This is a genomic window from Rahnella variigena, from assembly GCF_003610915.1.
In the GTDB taxonomy this organism is placed as follows: domain Bacteria; phylum Pseudomonadota; class Gammaproteobacteria; order Enterobacterales; family Enterobacteriaceae; genus Rahnella; species Rahnella variigena.
Genome location: NZ_NSDJ01000001.1, coordinates 491,652 through 515,317, shown reverse-complemented (window position 1 = coordinate 515,317; position 23,666 = coordinate 491,652). Strand labels below are relative to the sequence as shown.

The 23,666-nt window shown below is 58.7% G+C and carries 3 protein-coding genes; all 3 read left to right on the top strand.

The window, feature by feature from the left end:
- Positions 1-78 precede the first annotated feature (78 nt).
- The 3 genes from CKQ54_RS02385 to CKQ54_RS02375 all read left to right on the top strand — a co-directional run bounded on the left by CKQ54_RS02385 (position 79) and on the right by CKQ54_RS02375 (position 23,331).
- Positions 79-19,863 carry an Ig-like domain-containing protein gene (locus tag CKQ54_RS02385; RefSeq protein ID WP_120349657.1) on the top strand — a complete coding sequence of 6,595 codons (19,785 nt, stop codon included), beginning with the start codon at positions 79-81 and terminating at the stop codon, positions 19,861-19,863.
- Positions 19,864-19,969: 106 nt separating this feature from the next.
- Positions 19,970-22,156 carry a type I secretion system permease/ATPase gene (locus CKQ54_RS02380; RefSeq protein ID WP_240783269.1) on the top strand — a complete coding sequence of 729 codons (2,187 nt, stop codon included), beginning with the start codon at positions 19,970-19,972 and terminating at the stop codon, positions 22,154-22,156.
- Complete coding sequence (locus CKQ54_RS02375; protein WP_113877249.1) at positions 22,156-23,331, top strand: HlyD family type I secretion periplasmic adaptor subunit; 1,176 nt, start codon at positions 22,156-22,158, stop codon at positions 23,329-23,331. Before CKQ54_RS02380 ends, CKQ54_RS02375 begins: the two co-directional genes overlap by 1 nt.
- Positions 23,332-23,666: the final 335 nt, after the last annotated feature.

Sequence of the window (23,666 nt, the reverse complement as noted above, 5' to 3'; positions counted from 1 at the left end):
CAGTTAAATCAACAACAAAAATGTTTTTTAGCATTGAAACAACACCTCACATTACAGACAAGGATTAAGGACAATATCATGAGCAGAAGCATAGATATTATCTCTCGCAAAACGTCGCTGAAGAACGAATTCACTGCCCAGGGAAATACGGCACTCGCAATGAACGAATCGGGCATCGTGGTTATTCATGACTCGGTGAAAAATGTCGCCAGCTATGAACGAAGCGGTAATGACCTGATTATTCATATGCAGGATGGCTCGGTCATCCGTTGTGTAGGATATTTTGAGAATATCGGTCAGGATAATGAAAATAAACTGGTTTTCCAGGATGAAAATCAGCAACTGACCGAAATTGATTTCACCGATGCGACAGCGGCGCATGATACGGCTGCCTTTACGGTTCATGCGGTTGAAACGCCCCTCGCAGGCCTCGAACCTTTACTGCTCAGCACCACGGAAGTCAGTGTTGAATGGCCATATTTACTGGCTGGCGTGCTGGGTGCAGGTGCCGTGGGTGCTTTGCTGGGCCACAGCGGCGGCAGTGACGAAAAAACAAAAGTCATTGATAACACGAAAGATGTCGAAGTCGCCCGTCCAACTTTCCTGGTGACGGATACGCAGGGTGACAGCCAGGGCATTCTTGCCAATCAGGCTGTGACCGATGACGTGCGTCCTACTTTCACCGGCACCGGTAATCCGGGGGCTGAAATTTCTATTGTGGATGCCAGCGGAAAAATTATCGCGACGACGCTGGTCGATGCCAGCGGACAGTGGACGGCACAGCTCGCGCCTCAGTCTGCGGGATCACATACCTACATTGTGGTTCAGGAAAGCAATGGTTCCAGCACCAGCGCGGGTTCCATTACGCTCAACATCGTGACCGAAAAAGCGTCACTGAGTGTCGATACGCTGGCCGGAGATAACGTGCTGAATGCCGCAGAAGCGGGCGCAGATGTTTCCCTGTCTGGCCAAAGCGCGAATCTTGCCGCGGGAACCACCGTGACGGTTTCCCTCAATGGTTCAAGCTGGCAGACCACCGTGGCGGCGGACGGCAGCTGGTCGGTCAATGTCCCGGCTGCGGATGCGCAGGCCCTTGCCGACGGCGTGTATACCGTTCAGGTCAGCGGCGTGGATCGCGCGGGCAATACCATTACCTCCAGCTCGACCTTAACGGTTGATACCCATCCTCCTGCGCTGGTGATTAACACTGTTGCGGGAGACGATATTCTCAATGCCGCAGAATCAGGTCAGCCACTGACGCTCAGCGGGACGTCGGATGCCGGAGCCGGGCAGGTTGTGACGCTGCTGCTTAACGGCATCGCCTACACCGCAACCGTGGATGCCAATGGTCAATGGTCGGTGGATGTTCCTGCTGCCCATGCGGGTGTACTCAAAGACGGAAATGTCACTGTCAGCGCCTCGGTCAGCGATGCGGCGGGGAACAGCACCTCCACCACGCACGATGTACTGGTCGATACGACGGTTCCGGTCGTCACCATCAATACCATCGCCGGTGACAATATCCTCAACAGCGCAGAGCAAACTCAGGCGCAAATCGTCAGCGGCACCAGTACCGGTGGAGAAGCTGGCGACACCGTGACGCTGGTCATCAATGGTCAGACTTACACTACCACGCTGGCGGCTGATGGCTCATGGAGTGTCGGTTTACCGGCGTCCGTATTCAGTTCACTGGCGGATGGCAGTTACGAAGTCAACGTCAGCATCACTGATAAAGCGGGCAACACGGGCTCGCAGTCAACATCAGTACTGGTTGCTTCAGAAGTGCCGGAACTGGCAATTAATACCGTTGCCACCGACGACGTCATTAATGCCATTGAAAAGGGCGAAGCGCTGGAAATCAGCGGGACCAGCAACAGTGCCGATGGCACGCCGGTTACCCTGACGCTGAACGGCATTACCTACACCGGAACCGTATCCGGCGGCAACTGGACGGTCACCGTTCCGGCCACCGATGTTTCAAAACTCGGCGAAGCAACCTATACCCTGTCCGCCCGCATCACTGACGCTGAGGGTAACAGCGGGTCAGCCACACACAACGTAGTTGTCGACTCCGTTCTGCCGAATGTCACCATTGCAGTCACGGCAGGCGACGACATTATTAATGCCACTGAAATCGACGCCGATCAGACCATCAGCGGCAAAGTCACCAATGCGGCGGCGGGCGATGTCGTTACTGTCACCGTAGGTGGCAATGTCTATAACGCGACAGTGCAGAACGACCTGAGCTGGAGCGTCAGCGTGCCGTCCGCAGACCTGAAAGGATTTGGCGACGGCGACCTGACCATCAGTGCCTCTGTAACCAATCAGCACGGCAACACCGGCACCAACGATCGCGAGATCAACATCGACGCCGGTCTGCCGGGGCTGCGTATTGATACCGTTGCTGGCGACGATATCGTCAACAGCATCGAGATCCAGCAGAACCAGATCGTCAGCGGCACCAGCACTGACATCGCGGCAGGCAGTTCGGTCACCGTGACCATCAACGGCGTCGATTATCAGGCGACCGTGGGCGCGAATGGCGCGTGGTCTGCGGCGGTTCCGGCAGCGGACGTGGCGAACTGGCCAGCGGGTCAGCTTGCCATAAGCGTCAGCGGCTCTGATGTCTCCGGCAACTCTGTGACCATCTCCAGTAACGTAACCGTTGATCTGAGCAGCCTCGCCATTGCGATTGATACGATTGCTGCAGACGACATCATAAACGCAGCAGAAAAAGCGGCAGACCTGACGCTGAGCGGTTCAACCCAAAACGTCGAAGCCGGTCAGATCGTGACTGTGAATTTCGCGGGTCACACCTATACCGCGACCGTTGGCACAGACGGCAGCTGGAGCGTAACTGTTCCTGCAGCGGATATGCGCACTCTGAAAGACGGTGACGCGACAGTCAGCGTCAGTGTGACCAATGCGGCGGGCAACAGCGTGGGCGCAGCTCAGGATGTGACGGTTGATACCGTTGCTCCGGCTATCACCATCAACACCATCGCCGGTGACAACGTGCTGAACAGCGCGGAAGCCGGTGCAGATGTGGTGCTGAGCGGGACATCTACCGCCGAAGCCGGTCAGATCGTCACTGTCACCCTGAACGGCAACGAATACACCGCGACCGTCGGCACCGACGGCACCTGGAGCACGGCGGTTCCGGCGGCGGACGCCTCGGCGCTGACCGACGGCACCTATTCTGTGAACGCGACGGTGAAAGATGTCGCGGGCAACAGCTCTTCTGTCAGCGGTTCGGTGCTGGTGGATATCACCCCACCAGCTCTGACTATCAATACCGTTTCCACCGACGACGTGATCAACGCGCAGGAGCATCAGCAGAACCTGATGATCTCCGGTGGTTCCACGGGCGTTCCGGCGGGCGGATTAGTCACCGTTGACATCGACGGCCACAGCTACACGGCAGCCGTTGATGCCAATGGCAACTGGAGCGTTGGCGTACCTGCGAACGTGGTCAGCACGCTGACCGACGGAAGCTATACCGTAACGGCTTCTGTGAAAGATGCCGCAGGCAACGACGGTTCTGTCACACACGACGTCACTGTTGATACCGTTGCGCCGGTTCTGACTATCAATACCGTTGCAGCCGACGACGTCATTAACGCCATCGAAAAAGGCGAAGCGCTGACCGTCAGCGGTACCAGCAATGGTACCGACGGCAGCGTGATTACGCTGAACCTCAACGGCCAGAACTACACCGCAACGGTTACTAACGGCACGTGGACGCTGAACGTTCCGGCTTCCGACGTCGCGAAACTGGGCGAAGCGGATTACACCCTGACCGCCAGCAGCACCGACGCAGCGGGTAACACCGGCAGCACCACGCACGACATTCTGGTCGACAGTTCGCTGCCGTCCGTGAGCATCAGCCCGGTGGCGACAGACAACATCGTTAACGCCACTGAAATCAACGCCGATCAGACTATAAGCGGCAAAGTCACCAACGCCGCAGCAGGCGATACCGTCACCATTACTTTGGGCGGTAAAACCTACACGGCTGAAGTTCAGGACGATCTGAGCTGGAGCGTCAGCGTGCCGTCCGCAGACCTGAAAGGATTTGGCGACGGCGACCTGACCATCAGTGCATCCGTGACCAATCAGCACGGCAACACCGGCACCAACGATCGCGAGATCAACATCGACGCCGGTCTGCCAGGGCTGCGTATCAACACCGTTGCTGGTGACGATGTGGTCAACAGCATCGAGATCCAGCAGAACCAGATCGTCAGCGGCACCAGCACTGACATCGCGGCAGGAAGTTCGGTCACCGTGACCATCAACGGCGTCGATTATCAGGCGACCGTGGGCGCGAATGGCGCGTGGTCTGCGGCGGTTCCGGCAGCGGACGTGGCGAACTGGCCAGCGGGTCAGCTCGCCATAAGCGTCAGCGGCTCTGATGTCTCCGGCAACTCTGTGACCATCTCCAGTAACGTCACCGTTGATCTGAGCAGCCTCGCCATTGCGATTGATACGATTGCTGCAGACGACATCATTAACGCAGCAGAAAAAGCGGCAGACCTGACGCTGAGCGGTTCGACCCAAAATGTCGAAGCCGGTCAGACCGTGACCGTAAACTTTGCGGGTCATACGTACACCGCGACTGTGCAGGACAACGGCAGCTGGAGCGTGAAGGTTCCGGCAGGCGACATGACCAGCCTGAAAGACGGCGACGTCACCGCAACCGCCAGCGTCACCAACGTAGCGGGCAACAGCGCCAGCGCAGCGAATACGGCGGAAGTGGACACCTCGGCGCCAGCCATCACCATCAACACCATCGCCGGTGACAACGTGCTCAACAGCGCGGAAGCGGGTGCAGATGTGTTGCTGAGCGGGACATCTACCGCCGAAGCCGGTCAGATCGTCACTGTCACCCTGAACGGCAACGAATACACCGCGACCGTCGGCACCGACGGCACCTGGAGCACGGCGGTTCCGGCGGCGGACGCCTCGGCGCTGACCGACGGCACCTATTCTGTGAACGCGACGGTGAAAGATGTCGCGGGCAACAGCTCTTCTGTCAGCGGTTCGATGCTGGTGGATATCACCGCGCCAGCTCTGACTATCAATACCGTTTCCACCGACGACGTGATCAACGCTCAGGAGCATCAGCAGAACCTGATGATCTCCGGTGGCAGCACGGGCGTTCCGGCGGGCGGATTAGTCACCGTTGAAATCGACGGCCACAGCTACACCGCAGCCGTGGATGCCAATGGCAACTGGAGCATTGGTGTACCGGCAAACGTGGTCAGCACGCTGACCGACGGTTCTTACACCGTCAGCGCAAGCGTCAAAGATGCCGCAGGCAACGACGGTTCTGTCACACACGACGTCACTGTTGATACCGTTGCGCCGGTTCTGACTATCAATACCGTTGCAGCCGACGACGTCATTAACGCCATCGAAAAAGGCGAAGCGCTGACCGTCAGCGGTACCAGCAATGGTACCGACGGCAGCGTGATTACGCTGAACCTCAACGGCCAGAACTACACCGCAACGGTTACTAACGGCACGTGGACGCTGAACGTTCCGGCTTCCGACGTCGCGAAACTGGGCGAAGCGGATTACACCCTGACCGCCAGCAGCACCGACGCGGCGGGTAATACCGGCAGCACCACGCACGATGTTCTGGTCGACAGTTCTCTGCCGTCCGTCAGCATCAGCCCGGTCGCTACTGACAACATCGTTAACGCCACTGAAATCAACGCCGATCAGCTGATCAGCGGCAAGGTCACCAACGCGGCGGCGGGCGATACCGTCACCCTTACGCTGGGCGGTAAAACCTACACGGCTGAAGTTCAGGACGATCTGAGCTGGAGCGTCAGCGTACCTTCTGCCGATCTGAAAGGATTTGGCGACGGCGACCTGACCATCAGTGCATCCGTGACCAATCAGCATGGCAACACAGGCAGTGCAGATCGCGAGATCAACATCGACGCCGGTCTGCCGGGTCTGCGTATCAACACCGTAGCTGGCGACGATATCGTCAACAGCATCGAGATCCAGCAGAACCAGATCGTCAGCGGTACCAGCACCGATATCGCGGTTGGCAGTTCAGTCACCGTGACCATCAACGGCGTCGATTATCAGGCGACCGTTGGCGCGAACGGCGCGTGGTCTGCGGCGGTTCCGGCAGCGGACGTGGCGAACTGGCCAGCGGGTCAGCTTGCGATTAGCGTGACCGGCACCGATGCTTCGGGCAACAGCGTAACCATCTCGAATAATGTCACCGTGGATCTGAGCAGCGTGGCGATCACCGTAGATACCATCGCGGTGGACGACATGATCAATGCCGCCGAAAAAGCGGCAGACCTGACGCTGAGCGGTTCGACCCAAAACGTCGAAGCCGGTCAGACCGTGACCGTGAACTTCGCGGGCCACACCTATACCGCGACCGTCGGCACCGACGGCAGCTGGAGCGTTAAAGTTCCGGCAGGCGATATGACCAGCCTGAAAGACGGCGACGTCACCGCAACCGCCAGCGTCACCAACGTAGCGGGCAATAGCGCCAGCGCAGCGAATACGGCGGAAGTGGATGCGTCGGCACCGGCCATCACCATCAACACCATCGCCGGTGACAACGTGCTGAACAGCGCGGAAGCAGGCGCAGATGTGGTGCTGAGCGGCACGTCTACCGCCGAAGCCGGTCAGGTGGTAACCATCACCCTGAACGGCAACGAGTACACCGCGACCGTCGGCACCGACGGCAGCTGGAGCACTTCAGTTCCGGCGGCGGACGTCTCGGCGCTGACTGACGGCACCTATTCTGTGAACGCGACGGTGAAAGATGTCGCCGGTAACAGCAGCAGCGTCAGCGGTTCGGTTCTGGTGGATATCACTGCGCCAGCCCTGACCATCAACACCGTGTCAGCCGATGACGTGATCAACGCGCAGGAGCATCAGCAGAACCTGATGATCTCCGGTGGTTCCACGGGCGTTCCGGCGGGCGGATTAGTCACCGTTGAAATCGACGGCCACAGTTATACTGCCGCCGTGGATGCCAATGGCAACTGGAGCGTCGGGGTTCCTGCTAACGTGGTCAGCACCCTGACCGACGGAAGCTATACCGTAACGGCTTCTGTGAAAGATGCCGCAGGCAACGACGGTTCCGTGACCCGCGACGTCACTGTCGACACCGTTGCGCCGGTTCTGACTATCAATACCGTGGCTGCTGATGACGTGATCAACGCCATCGAGAAAGGCGAAGCCCTGACCGTCAGCGGTACCAGCAACGGCGCGGACGGCAGCACCGTCACGCTGAACCTCAACGGCCAGAACTACACTGCGACCGTCAGCAACGGCACGTGGACGCTGAACGTTCCGGCTTCCGACGTCGCGAAACTCGGCGAAGCGGATTACACCCTGACCGCCAGCAGCACCGACGCGGCAGGTAACACCGGCAGCGCGACGCACGATGTTTTAGTCGACAGTTCGCTGCCGTCCGTGAGCATCAGCCCGGTGGCGACAGACAACATCGTTAACGCCACTGAAATCAACGCCGATCAGCTGATCAGCGGCAAGGTTACCAACGCGGCAGCGGGCGATACCGTCACCCTTACGCTGGGCGGGAAGACTTACACCACGACCGTTCAGGAAGACCTGAGCTGGAGCGTCAGCGTACCTTCTGCCGATCTGAAAGGATTTGGCGACGGCGACCTGACGATTTCCGCCAGCGTTACTAATCAGCACGGCAACACCGGCACCAACGATCGCGAGATCAACATCGACGCCGGTCTGCCGGGTCTGCGTATCAACACCGTAGCTGGCGACGATATCGTCAACAGCATCGAGATTAATCAGAACCAGATTATCAGCGGCACCAGCACTGACATCGCAGCGGGAAGTTCGGTCACCGTGACCATCAACGGCGTCGATTATCAGGCGACCGTTGGCGCGAACGGCGCATGGTCTGCGGCGGTTCCGGCAGCGGACGTGGCGAACTGGCCAGCGGGTGCGTTGAATATCAGCGTGACGGGCACCGACGTGTCCGGCAACAGCGTAACCATCTCGAACAACGTCACCGTGGATCTGAGCAGCGTGGCGATCACCGTAGATACCATCGCGGTGGACGACATGATCAATGCGGCTGAAAAAGCGGCAGACCTGACGCTGACGGGGTCGACGCAAAATGTCGAAGCCGGTCAGACCGTGACCGTAAACTTTGCGGGTCATACGTACACCGCGACTGTGCAGGACAACGGCAGCTGGAGCGTGAAGGTTCCGGCAGGCGATATGACCAGCCTGAAAGACGGCGACGTGACCGCAACCGCCAGCGTCACCAACGTGGCGGGCAACAGCGCCAGCGCGGCGAATACGGCGGAAGTGGATGCGTCGGCACCGACCATCACCATCAACACCATCGCCGGTGACAACGTGCTGAACAGCGCGGAAGCAGGCGCAGATGTGGTGCTGAGCGGCACGTCGACGGCAGAAGCCGGTCAGGTGGTGACCATCACTTTGAACGGCAATGAGTACACCGCGACCGTCGGCACCGACGGCAGCTGGAGCACGTCGGTTCCGGCGGCAGACGCCTCGGCGCTGACTGACGGCACCTATTCTGTGAACGCGACGGTGAAAGACGTGGCGGGCAACAGCTCTTCTGTCAGCGGTTCAGTTCTGGTGGATATCACCCCACCAGCTCTGACTATTAACACCGTTTCCGCCGACGACGTGATCAACGCGCAGGAGCATCAGCAGAACCTGATGATCTCCGGTGGCAGCACGGGCGTTCCGGCAGGCGGTCTGGTGACCGTTGACATCGACGGCCACAGCTACACGGCAGCCGTTGATGCCAATGGCAACTGGAGCGTCGGCGTACCGGCGAACGTGGTCAGCACGCTGACCGACGGTTCCTACACCATCAGCGCAAGCGTCAAAGATGCCGCAGGTAACGACGGTTCTGTCACACACGACGTCACTGTCGACACCGTTGCGCCGGTTCTGACCATCAATACCGTTGCGGCCGACGACGTGATTAACGCCATCGAGAAAGGCGAAGCCCTGACCGTCAGCGGCACCAGCAATGGCGCGGAAGGCAGCACCGTGACGCTGAACCTCAACGGCCAGAACTACACTGCGACCGTCAGCAACGGCGCGTGGACGCTGAACGTTCCGGCTTCCGACGTCGCGAAACTCGGCGAAGCGGATTACACCCTGACCGCCAGCAGCACCGACGCGGCGGGTAATACCGGCAGCGCAACGCACGACATTCTGGTCGACAGTTCGCTGCCGTCCGTGAGCATCAGCCCGGTGGCGACAGACAACATCGTTAACGCGACGGAAATCAACGCCGATCAGCTGATCAGCGGCAAGGTCACCAACGCGGCGGCGGGCGATACCGTCACCATTACTTTGGGCGGTAAAACCTACACGGCTGAAGTACAAAGTGACCTGAGCTGGAGCGTCAGCGTACCTTCTGCGGATCTGAAAGGATTTGGCGACGGCGACCTGACGATTTCCGCCAGCGTGACCAATCAGCACGGCAACACCGGCAGCGCCGATCGCGAGATCAACATCGACGCCGGTCTGCCGGGTCTGCGTATCAACACCGTGGCTGGCGACGATGTGGTCAACAGCATCGAGATCCAGCAGAACCAGATCGTCAGCGGTACCAGCACCGACATCGCAGCGGGCAGCAGTGTTACCGTGACCATCAACGGCGTCGATTATCAGGCGACCGTTGGCGCGAACGGCGCGTGGTCTGCGGCGGTTCCGGCAGCGGACGTGGCGAACTGGCCAGCGGGTCAGCTTGCGATTAGCGTGACCGGCACCGATGCTTCGGGCAACAGCGTAACCATCTCGAATAATGTCACCGTGGATCTGAGCAGCGTGGCGATCACCGTAGATACCATCGCGGTGGACGACATGATCAATGCCGCCGAAAAAGCGGCAGACCTGACGCTGAGCGGTTCGACCCAAAACGTCGAAGCCGGTCAGACCGTGACCGTAAACTTTGCGGGTCATACGTACACCGCGACTGTGCAGGACAACGGCAGCTGGAGCGTGAAGGTTCCGGCAGGCGATATGACCAGCCTGAAAGACGGCGACGTCACCGCAACCGCCAGCGTCACCAACGTGGCGGGCAACAGCGCCAGCGCGGCGAATACGGCGGAAGTGGATGCATCGGCACCGACCGTAACCATTCAAACCATCAGCGCCAGTGATGTGCTGACCGCCATCAATGCGGGTACCGAGGTCACACTCAGCGGCACCAGTACGGCGCAGGCCGGGCAGACCGTCACCATCACGCTGGGCAGTGAAACTTACACCGCGACGGTAGCCGCAGACGGCACCTGGACAACCGGCGTGCCGAACAGCGTGTTCTCCGGTCTGGGCGACGGTGCTTATACCCTGACCGCCAGCGTCAGCGATATCGCAGGTAATCCGGCGACCGCCACCGGCACCGCGCAGGTTGATCTGACCGCGCCGGAAGTCACGATTAATACCGTGGCGGGCGATAACGTCATCAACAGTACCGAACACGGACAGGCGCAGGTGATCAGCGGCACCGTAAGCGGGGTGGCCGCGGGTTCTGTGGTCACGGTGACCATCAACAACGTCGATTACCGTGCGGTCAGTGATGGCTCGGGTAACTGGAGCGTCGGGGTTCCGGCGAATGTGGTCAGCGGCCTGAATGACGGCAGCTACACCATCACCGCGAAGGTCACCGACACTGCCGGAAATACCGGTTCTGCCAGTCGTGACGTGACGGTGGAAACCACTGCGCCGGTATTTGTTATCAATGACATGGCGGGTGGCGATAACATTCTTAACGCCACCGAAGCACTGACCACGCTCACCGTCACCGGTACCGTGACAGGGCTGGCTGATGGCGCGACGGTTATTGTGACGCTTAACGGCCTGAACTATCAGGGCACCGTCAACGGCGGCGTCTGGAGTGCAGATATTCCGGCCAGCGATCTGGCGAATCTGGGGCAGGCGCTTTATCAGGTCAGCGTCAGCGGCACCGACGTTTATGGCAACAGCGGGTCTTCGGCTAAAACGCTGCAAACCTCGTCCGACAGCCCGGCAGTGACCATTAATACGGTCGCCGGTGATGACGTGATCAACGCCACTGAAATCACGCAGGATCAGGTGATCAGCGGCACCGTTACACACGCGGAAGCGGGACAAACCGTCACCGTGACCGTGGGCGGTAAAACCTACACCGCAGAGGTGCAGAACGATCTCTCCTGGAGCCTGACCGTTCCGGCAGCCGATCTGGCCGCCATGGGCGACGGCAGCCTGAACATTTCCGCCAGCGTGACCAACACCAGCGGCAACAGCGGTTCCGGTGAACGCGATATCGTCATTGATGCGGCAATCCCGGGTCTGCGCATCGACACCATTGCCGGCGACGATATCGTCAACAGCATCGAAATTAATCAGAACCAGATTGTCAGCGGTACCAGCACCGGTCTGGCCGCGGGCAGCAGCGTGACCGTGACCATCAACGGCGTCGATTATGCGGCGACCGTCGGCGCAGGCGGCAAGTGGTCAGCGGCAGTTCCTGCGGCTGACGTGGCGAACTGGCCTGCCGGTGCGTTAACGGTGTCTGTGAGCGGCACCAGTGCTGCGGGTAACAGCGTCACCATCAGCAATGACATCACCGTTGATCTCAGCAGCGTCAGTATCGCCATCGATACGGTTTCCACTGACAACATGCTGAATGCCGCAGAGAAAGCGGCAGATTTAACCCTGAGCGGTACTACGTTAAACGTTGAAGCTGGTCAGACGGTGACCGTTATTTTTGCGGGTCACAGCTACACCACTCAGGTGCAAACCGGTGGGACATGGAGCCTGACCGTTCCGGCTGCGGATATGACCCTGCTGAAAGATGGCGATGCCTCAATTCAGGTGTCGGTAACCAACACTGCCGGTAACAGCGCCAGCGCAGCTCAGGATGTGACGGTTGATACCGTTGCTCCGGCTATCACCATCAACACCATCGCCGGTGACAACGTGCTCAACAGCGCGGAAGCCGGTGCAGATGTGGTGCTGAGCGGGACATCTACCGCCGAAGCCGGTCAGGTGGTAACCATCACCCTGAACGGCAAAGATTACACCGCGACCGTTGGCACCGACGGCACCTGGAGCACGGCGGTTCCGGCGGCGGACGCCTCGGCGCTGACCGACGGCACGTACTCTGTGAACGCGACGGTGAAAGACGTGGCGGGCAACAGCTCTTCTGTCAGCGGTTCAGTTCTGGTGGATGTCACCCCACCAGCTTTGACTATTAACACCGTTTCCACCGACGACGTGATCAACGCGCAGGAGCATCAGCAGAACCTGATGATCTCCGGTGGTTCCACGGGCGTTCCGGCGGGCGGATTAGTCACCGTTGACATCGACGGCCACAGCTACACGGCAGCCGTTGATGCCAATGGCAACTGGAGCGTTGGCGTACCTGCGAACGTGGTCAGCACGCTGACCGACGGTTCCTACACCGTCAGCGCAAGCGTCAAAGATGCCGCAGGCAACGACGGTTCCGTCACGCACGACGTCACTGTTGATACCGTTGCGCCGGTTCTGACTATCAATACCGTTGCAGCGGACGACGTCATTAACGCTATCGAAAAAGGCGAAGCGCTGACCGTCAGCGGTACCAGCAATGGTACCGACGGCAGCGTGATTACGCTGAACCTCAACGGCCAGAACTACACCGCAACGGTTACTAACGGCGCGTGGACGCTGAACGTTCCGGCGTCCGACGTCGCGAAACTCGGCGAAGCGGATTACACCCTGACCGCCAGCAGCACCGACGCGGCGGGCAACACCGGCAGCGCAACGCACGATGTTCTGGTCGACAGTTCGCTGCCGTCCGTCAGCATCAGCCCGGTGGCGACAGACAACATTGTTAACGCCACTGAAATCAACGCCGATCAGACCATCAGCGGCAAGGTTACCAACGCGGCAGCGGGCGATACCGTCACCCTTACGCTGGGCGGGAAGACTTACACCACGATCGTTCAGGACGATCTGAGCTGGAGCGTCAGCGTACCTTCTGCCGATCTGAAAGGATTTGGCGACGGCGACCTGACCATCAGTGCATCCGTGACCAATCAGCATGGCAACACAGGCAGTGCAGATCGCGAGATCAACATCGACGCCGGTCTGCCGGGTCTGCGTATTGATACGGTTGCGGGTGACGATGTCGTCAACAGCATCGAGATCCAGCAGAACCAGATCGTCAGCGGTACCAGCACCGATATCGCGGTTGGCAGTTCAGTCACCGTGACCATCAACGGCGTCGATTATCAGGCGACCGTTGGCGCGAACGGCGTGTGGTCTGCGGCGGTTCCGGCAGCGGACGTGGCGAACTGGCCAGCGGGTGCGTTGAATATCAGCGTGACCGGCACCGACGTGTCCGGCAACAGCGTAACCATCTCGAACAACGTCACCGTGGATCTGAGCAGCGTGGCAATCACCGTCGATACCATCGCGGTGGACGACATGATCAATGCGGCTGAAAAAGCGGCAGACCTGACGCTGACGGGGTCGACGCAAAATGTCGAAGCCGGTCAGACCGTGACCGTGAATTTTGCGGGTCACACCTATACCGCGACCGTCGGCACCGACGGCAGCTGGAGCGTGAAAGTTCCGGCAGGCGATATGACCAGCCTGAAAGACGGCGACGTCACCGCAACCGCCAGCGTTACCAACGTAGCGGGCAATAGCGCCAGCGCAGCGAATACGGCGGAAGTGGATGCGTCGGCACCGACCATCACCATCAACACCATCGCCGGTGACAACGTGCTGAACAGCGCGGAAGCAGGCGCAGATGTGGTGCTGAGCGGCACGTCTACCGCCGAAGCCGGTCAGGTGGTAACCATCACCCTGAACGGCAACGAGTACACCGCGACCGTCGGCACCGACGGCAGCTGGAGCACTTCAGTTCCGGCGGCGGACGCCTCGGCGCTGACTGACGGCACCTATTCTGTGAACGCGACGGTAAAAGACGTGGCGGGCAACAGCTCTTCTGTCAGCGGTTCCATTCTGGTGGATATCACTGCGCCGATCGTCAGCGTGAATACGGTGGCGGGCGACGATGTGATCAACGCGGCGGAACACTCGCAGGCACAGGTGATTACCGGCGGCAGCACCGGCACCCAGCCGGGCAATCTGGTCACGCTGGTGATTGGCGGAGTCACCTATTCCACGGTGGTGGATGCCAGCGGTAACTGGAGTGTCGGCGTTCCGGCAAGTGTGATTAAGGGGCTGGCCTCCGGCGAGAACACGATTTCTGTCAGCATCACCGACAGTGCGGGGAACACCGGCAGCAGCGATCACCTGATCACCGTGAATGCCAGTGCGGTCAGCCTGAGCATCGACACGATTGCGCAGGACGACATCATCAACGCGGCGGAAAAAGGCGCCAGCCTGACGATTTCTGGCGGCAGCGACATGCTGGCGACGGGTACCGAAGTGACCGTGGTGCTGAACGGAAAAAGTTATACCGCAGAAGTCGGCGCGAACGGCGCATGGACGCTGAGCGTTCCGTCAACCGATCTGGCGGCGATTGCGGACGGTAATTACACCGTGAGCGCCAGTGCCAGCGATGCGGCGGGCAATACGGCCAGCACGACGCACAACGTGGTGGTTGATGCTACCGCGCCTGCGCTGCTGATCAATCCGGTCACCGCCGATGGCATGCTGAATGCCGCCGAACTGGGCCAGCCGCTGACGCTCAGCGGCACGTCTACCGCGCAGGCGGGTCAGACGGTCAGCGTGACGCTCAACAATGAAACCTACACCACCACCGTGAATACCAACGGCACCTGGTCGGTGAATGTTCCGGCGGACGACGTGGCAGCCCTGAAAGACGGCACGCTGACGGTTACCGCCAGCACTACCGATGTGGCGGGTAATCCGGCATCTGCCAATACCTCGGTGATTGTCGATACGGTTGCGCCAACGCTGACCATCAGCACCATCGCCGGTGATGACATCATCAACACAACCGAGCAGCTGGCGGGTCAGACCATCAGCGGCACCACGTCGGCGGAAGCGGGACAGATTGTCACCGTGACCTTTAACAATCGCGAATACCACGCCACCGTCACTACCGGCGGCACGTGGAGCGTGAATGTGCCTGCGGCGGATTTCAACGGCGCGGCAGACGGCAGTTATACCGTCACTGCATCCGTGAAAGATGTGGCGGGTAATCCGGCGGCGACAGATTCTTCTGTCAGCCTCAGCGGTGCCGTACCTGAAATCACCATCAACACCTTCGCGCAGGACGATGTGGTCAGCGCGGCGGAACACAGTGGTCCGCTGGTGATCACCGGTACCTCAACCGCAGCGGCCGGTTCGACCGTGACCGTGACCCTGAACGGCGTGACGTACACCACGCAGGTGGCAAACGATCAGAGCTGGACGCTGAACCTGAGCGCCAATGCCGTGAATGCGCTGGCGGATGGTGAGAATTACAGCATCACCGCATCGGTCACCAACAGCATCGGTAACAGCGGTTCGGCCAGCCACGACATTGCGGTGGATACCACCGCGCCATCAATGACCATCAGCATTGATTCGGTCAGCGATGACACCGGTCGCAGCACCAGCGATTTCGTGACCAGCGATAACACCATCACGCTCAAAGGCGCGTTGTCTGCGGCTCTGGGTAACAACGAGTCCGCGCAAATCAGCCTGGATGGCGGGGTGACCTGGACCACGCTGACCGTGACCGGAACCACCTGGAGCTACGCGCAGGGAAGCGCGCTGTCGGATGGCAGTTACACCTATAACGTGCGGGTGATTGACGCGGCGGGTAACGTCGGATCAACGGCGTCGCAGACGGTGGTGATTGACACCGTGGCACCGGACGCCAGCCAGACCATCAGTATCGATGCAATTTCGCAGGATACCGGCCTGAGCAGCAGCGACTTTATCACCAGCGACACCACCATCAATCTGCGCGGCACGCTCGGTGCGGCGCTGGGGGCGGATGAGTACGCACAAATCAGCCTCGACGGTGGCACGACCTGGAATGACGTCAGTATCAGCGGCCTGACCTGGACGTACATCGACGGGCGCACGCTGACCGACGGGGATTACAACTACCAGATGCGGGTGGTGGATCTGGCCGGTAACGTCGGCGCGACCGCCAGTCAGGTGGTCACGATTGATACTACCGCACCGGACAGCAGCAAAACGGTCAGCGTTGATGCCATCAGCACGGATACCGGCCTGAGCAGCACTGACTTCGTGACCAGCGACACCTCGCTGACCGTCACCGGTTCGCTTGGCGCAACGCTGGCTGCCGATGAAGTGGTGCAGGTGAGTGTCGACGGCGGTCTGACGTGGGCGAACGCGACGACGATCGGCACCGGCTGGACATTTACCGATGGCCGCACGCTGACTGACGGTGATTACACCTACAACGTCCGCGTGGTCGATGCGGCGGGTAACGTCGGCGACGTGACCTCGAAAGTGGTTACCGTCGATACCACTGCGCCGGACAGCAGCAAAACCGTGACCATCGACAGCATCACGACGGACACCGGTTCTTCTGCCAGCGATTTTGTCACCAGCGATACCTCGCTGACGGTCAAAGGGTCAATTGGCGCGGAACTGAGTCCGGGTGAAGTGGTGCAGATCAGCATCGATAACGGCGCAACCTGGACCACCGTAACGCTTCAGGGCAGCACCTGGACTTACGTTGATGGCCGCACGCTGACTGACGGGCAGACGCTGTATCAGGTTCGCGTGGTGGATCAGGCCGGGAACGTCGGTCAGACCGCGCAGCAGGTGGTGACGATTGACACCACCGCGCCGACGCAAGTCATCACCATTGAAGCGATCAGCAATGATACCGGCGATTCCGCCAGTGACTTCATCACCAGCGACAATACGCTGACGATGACCGGTTCACTGAGCGCGGCACTCGCCACCGATGAAAGGGCGCAAATCAGCCTCGACGGCGGTAAAACCTGGTCTGACGTGGTGGTGAACGGTCTGGGCTGGAGCTATGACGCAACCGGCACCGTGCTGGCGGACGGCAATTACAACGTGCAGGTTCGGGTTATCGATCAGGCGGGCAACATCGGCACTATCGGCAGCCAGACCGTGGTTATCGACACGCTGAACCCTGAGGCCGTGGCGACCATCGTTCAGTATTCCGATGACGAAGGCGATCGCACGGGTTCGTTCGGTTCCGGCACGTACACCGATGAAACCGCACCGACGCTGAGCGGCACGCTGAGCAAGGCGCTGGCCGATGGCGAAGTGCTGAAAATCTACCGTAACGGCGTGTATGTCGGTGTTGCCACGGTGGTCGGTCTGGCGTGGACCTTCTCCGATTCAGCGCTGGCGGACGGCACGTATATCTATGTGGCGAAATCGCAGGATCTGGCCGGAAACACCACGTCGTCCACTGATTTCACCCTGACGGTAGATACGTCGATTCCGACCACGATTGCCACCGTGACGGCGGAATCCACGCAGGATACGACGCCGATCATCAGCGGTACCTTGTCCGAAGCGCTGGGCGAAGGGATGTATGTTCAGGTGGTGGTGAACGGCGTGACCTACACGTCGGAAACCGGCGGCGCCGTGGTGGTCGATCCGCTGAACAACACCTGGTATCTGCAGGTGCCGGGCGCGCTCGGACTGGCAAGTTATGACGTGACCGCGCAGGTCAGAAGCAGCGCAGGTAACGGTAACGATGCCGGCATCAGCACCAGCGCGATAGTGATTTATGCAGAAACGGCGGTGGACACCAGCTGGGCAACCACTGCGGGTGCCACATCGACCAATGCCATGGCTTTCAGCCTGAACAGCGGCGGTTTGTGGAACATTGTCACCGGTATTTCCGATTACACCAGTTCTGGCCTGAACAGTTATACCGGCACCACGCTGACCAACTCACGCGGCAATATCGTGGTGAGCTACACGCTGGCCGATACCGACCGTAACGGCACGTCAGACATTTATGCAACGGAAACCAACTACGGTGGCTATATTCAGGGCAAATGGACGGCGAATACGGATGGCACTTATACCTACGGGCAGCAGGCGATCGGCACGCTGATCTGGTACGGCGGCGTGATTGCTTACGACAAAACCGGTGACGGCTGGGTTGATCTGGCTTACGGCGATGCCGGTGGTGACTCCCGTACTTATCTGGTCAACAACAATGGCGTGGTGACCCCAGACGGCACCAACGGTGCGGCGGGCCTTGCCGGAGTTTCTTATCGTGAAATCTCCGGTGTGGATATCAATAACGACGGTACCGTGGACATCGTTCAGCACACCAACCGCAACGGCGTGTACGCCCTGACGGTGGTGAACAATAACGGGACCGGCACATTGTCGGAAACGCAGAGCATTGCCAACGTGTTTGTGCCAAATGCCGCAAACACCACCACGGCCGTGTCTATGACCTGGGCGGATTTCAACGGCGACGGCCTGATGGACTTGTACATTTCCTCCGGCCTGAATCCGAACGGAACGTACAACTATGGTGGCGCGATTTACTACAACAGCGGGCAGGGAACGTTGCTGACTACGCCAACGGCGGTGGAAACATCGACCACGAACGCAGCGTCAGCCGGTTATCTGTCAGCCGCTGTGGACTGGGACGGTGACGGTGATATGGACATCATCAAGTTCAGCACCTATTCCGGCAGCCAGACCGCCACGTTGTATCTGAACGACGGCACCGGCAAAGGCTGGACAAACAGCGCGCTGGCGTCATCGCTGGTCAACGTAACGGGGATTGCGACCCTCGATTACGACTGGAACGGGACGCAGGATCTGCTGGTATCGCAGGCCAACGGCAAAGTGGTGTACATCGCTAACAACAGCACCATTGCAGACGGCACGGCGATCCACCTGCGCATTCTCGACGGCGAAGGGATGAACGTGTTCTACGGCAACACCGTGCAGCTTTATAACTCTGCCGGTGAACTGGTGGCCTCGCAGATCATCAACGCCCAGTCAGGTATCGGTATCAACGATGCCTCGGCGCTGGTGAATTTCTACGGGCTGGATCCGAATGAAACCTATTCGGCAGTGCTGGTACGTAACATCAATGGCGTGTCATCCAATGCGACCTGGAATGACCTGACCGCAGGCGATGGTACCAGCAGCTACTCGTTAACCGCAGATGCGGCAACCGGCGGTAACAGCGGGACGATCACCGGTACCGGCTACAACGACACGTTTATCGCGGAAAGCGGCACCTATGTGTACAACGGCTCCGGCGGCTGGAGCACCACGTCAGACCATGCGATATGGAGCGCCACCGGCGGTCAGGACATCGTCGATTTCCGCAATGCCACCAGCGGCGTCACGGTGGATCTGAGCAGCAGTAACGCGCAGAACACCGGGTTCAACACGTCAACCTTCAGGGATATCGAGGGAATTGCCGGATCGAACTATGACGATGTGTTCACCGGCAGTGCGGGCGATAACGTGTTCGAAGGGCGCGGCGGCAACGATACCTTCAACTTAGGCAACGGCGGGCACGACACGCTGCTGTACAAGTTGCTGGACAGCGCCGACGCCACCGGCGGTAACGGCTCGGATACCATCAACGGCTTTACGGTCGGCACATGGGAAGGCACGGCGAACTCAGACCGTCTGGATCTGAGCGAACTGTTGCAGTCCGGCGGTTACACCGGCACGGGCTCGGCCAGCTACGTCAATGGCGTGGCGACGCTCGATGCCTCGGCGGGCAACATCACCGATTACCTGTCGGTGACCACAGAAGGCAACAATACCGTCATCAAGGTGGATATGGATGGCAGTGGTTCAGCGCAGTCGATGACTACCATCGCCACGCTGAATAACGTGCATACCGATCTGGCGACGTTGCTGGCGAACCATCAGCTGATTGTCGGTTAATCAGTCGCAGAGCGGAGCAGGGGAAAGACCCTGTTCCGCTTCTGCGGATGGCCTGTTCATGTTCCGGAATGAGCGTGAAGGAAGAATGAATTAGGGAAGAATGAAGATGAAAAAAGAGACCATGTTAGATAAAGGCTACACCGCCTGGCTGAAAGCCATGCTCGATATCGCGAAACACTACCGTCTGGATTATTCAGAAGAACACGTTAAAGCCACTATCGCGTGGGAAATGGGTTCACCGGCTGACGTCGTGCTTGATGAAATGGCAAAAAAGCTCGGGCTGGGACGCGTGACCCGTGATTTGCATCCGCGTGATTTGGATCCGGTCAGTGTGCCGTTTGTGGTCACGCTCGATAACGGCCGGCTGGGTGTGGTGACACATCTGGACGCCAGCGGCCAGTGCGCCGTGCAATTTACTGAAGATAACGGGCTGGAAACCACCCTGACGTCTGAACAACTTTCTGAGCGGGCGCAGAGCATCACGCTGCTGCGACCGCTGCATACCATTCCTGATGCGCGCGTTGATAACTACATCAAACCGTACAAGAAAAACTGGTTCTGGGATCTGGCACTGAAAGACTGGCGTCGTTACAGCGACATCATGCTGGCGTCGATGATTGCCAACGTGCTGGCGCTGGCGGGCATGCTGTTTTCCATGCAGGTGTATGACCGCGTGGTGCCGTCGCAATCTATCCCGACACTGTGGGTGTTATTTGCCGGTGTGATGCTGGCGATCACCTTTGAATTCGTGATGCGCATGGTGCGTGTCCATATCTCGGACGTGGTGGGTAAGCGCGCCGATTTGCGTATTTCCGACCGCGTTTTTGGCCGCGCGCTGCGCATTAAAAACGGTGCCCGTTCCAAATCCACCGGCTCCTTTATTTCGCAAATCCGCGAGCTGGAATCGGTACGTGAACTGATCACCTCGACCACCATCAGCGTGATGGCCGACCTGCCGTTCTTCCTGCTGTTCACGGTGATTTTGTGGATGATTGGCGGCCCGCTGGTGTTTGTCGTGTTACTGGCACTGCCGCTGTTGCTGATCCCCGGATTACTGATCCAGAAACCGCTGGCGAAACTGGCCAGTGAAGGGATGCGCGAATCGGCGGTGCGTAATGCGTCGCTGGTGGAAGCGGTGGAATCTCTGGAAGACATCAAACTCATGCGCGCCGAACAACGTTTTCAGAACCAGTGGAATCACTGCAATGAAGTGTCGGCGGATATCAGTATGCGTCAGCGTTTTCTGACCAGCATGCTGATGACCTGGACGCAGGAAGTGCAGTCCATCGTCTACGCCGTGGTGCTGCTGGTCGGTTGTTATCTGGTGATGAGCGGCGATATGACTACCGGTGCGCTGGTCGGCACCACAATTCTGGCTTCGCGTACCATTGCGCCGCTGGCGCAGATTTCCGGTGTGCTTTCCCGCTGGCAGCAGGCGAAAGTCGCGCGTAAAGGGCTGGATGAACTGATGCAGCGCCCGATTGATCAGGAAGACGGTCAGAAGATGGTCCACAAGGCGCAAATCACCGGCGACTACGCGCTGCATGACGCGGTGTTTTATTACGATGAGGAAGAAAAAGTCGCCAATCTGACCATTGCAAAACTGCACATCAAACCGGGTGAGAAAATCGCCGTGCTGGGCAAAAACGGGGCGGGCAAATCGACGCTGTTGCAGGTGCTGGCGGGTATGCAGCAGGTTCAGCAAGGGCAGGTGGTGCTCGATAACGTCAATATTAAACAGATTGATCCGGCGGATTTACGCCGTGACGTCGCGCTGCATAACCAGAATGCCAGCCTGTTCTTCGGGTCGGTGCGCGACAACATCACTATGGGACGCCCGCAGGCCACTGACGAAGAAATTCATCAGGCGCTGGTTATCAGCGGTGCGCTGACGTTTGTGCAGCAAAAAGAGAACGGCCTGAATTTCCTCATTCATGAAGGCGGTGTCGGACTTTCGGGCGGTCAGCGTCAGGCACTGTTGCTGGCGCGTAATATCATCACCCAGCCGCAGGTTCTGTTGCTCGATGAACCGACCGCATGGCTGGATGAGATTTCTGAATGGAATCTGATCAATCAGCTCTCCGGCTGGGCAAAAGACAAAACGCTGGTCGTCGCCACGCACCGTCTGGCGCTTTTACAGCTGGTGGATCGCATCATCGTCATGGATAACGGGCGCATTTCTCTCGACGGCAACAAAGACGAAATCCTCAACAAGCATTTCAGGCAAAAAGGACAGGCACCGGCAGCGGCGCAACAGCCCGTGAAACCGCCGGTTAAACAGGAGGCATCATGATGAACGGACGCACATCATTCCAGCGCCAGCAGGCAGAAAAAGCGCTGCCACGCTCCACCCTTCTGGTGTGGGCCTTATCGCTGATGCTGCTGTGTTTTTTCCTGTGGGCGAATTTCTACACCCTGGATGAAGTCACCACCGGCACCGGTAAAGTCATTCCTTCTTCTCACGAGCAGATCGTGCAGTCGCTGGAAGGCGGGATTGTTCACAGCATCGACGTGCAGGAAGGCGAAGTGGTGGAACGCGGGCAGCGTCTGGCGCAGCTCGACCGGACCAAAACCGAATCCGGCGTCCAGGAAAGCGTGGCGCGTTTACATGCCGCGCTGGCGACGGCGGCGCGTTTGACGGCGCAGATCAACAACACGCCGCTGGTGTTCCCGCAAGAGCTGGATGACGAGCCGGAGCTGGTGAAATCAGAAACCGAACTGTACAACTCCAGCCGCAACAGTCTGGAAAAGCAGTTAACTGGCCTGAAACAGGGCGTGACGCTGATCCGTCGTGAGCTGTCGATGACCGTGCCGCTGGTCAAACAGGGCGCGGCCAGTGACGTGGAAGTGCTGCGTCTGCAACGCCAGATTAATGAAATGGAAAGTAAGGCGACCGATCTCGAAACGCAGTATCACGTGCGCGCCGGTGAAGAGCTGGCCAAGGCCAACGCTGAGATTGAAGCGCAGCGCTCGGTGATTTTAGGGCGTAAAGACTCACTGAATCGTCTGGAATTCTTCTCGCCGGTCAAAGGGATTGTGAAGAATATCGACGTCAATACCGTCGGCGGCGTGATCCCGCCGAATGGCAAGCTGATGACGCTGGTTCCGATCGACGATCAGATGCTGGTGGAAGCGCAGATTTCCCCGCGCGATGTGGCATTTATTCATCCGGGGCAAAAAGCCAAAGTGAAGATTACCGCCTATGACTATTCTATCTACGGCAGTTTCGACGGCGAAGTGACCACCATTTCTCCGGACACGATCCAGGATGAAGTCCGCCGTGATGTTTACTATTACCGGGTGAATATCAAAACCAGCGCTAATTATCTGGAAAATAAACACCACGAGAAGTTTTATATTTTCCCCGGCATGATCGCGACGGTAGATATCAAAACCGGCAACAAAAGCATTCTTGATTATCTGCTGAAGCCGCTCAACAAAATGAACGAAGCGCTCAGGGAGCGTTAATCTTCCTTCCCGCCTTCTGAAAAACTGCAGCCTGAGTGCTGCAGTTTTTTTTCATTACTGCGCCATTTCAGCTTCGGCAAGAAACATAAAAACGCGGTCGTCGTTTTACAAAATCCTTTCAACGGGCGTAATTACATGGGTCATGATCTGCTGCTGAAAATGGCGATGGCTAATGATTATCGTGAAAAATGCGCAGGGCGGGAAAATTCCTATAAATAGAAATGAGATCCTGACGGTTAATAATGTTTAACGCAGATAAATCATTGCGTTGGTTTATTTTTATATTAAGATTTACATATTAAATACTTTTTATTTTCAATGTTAAATATAGAATA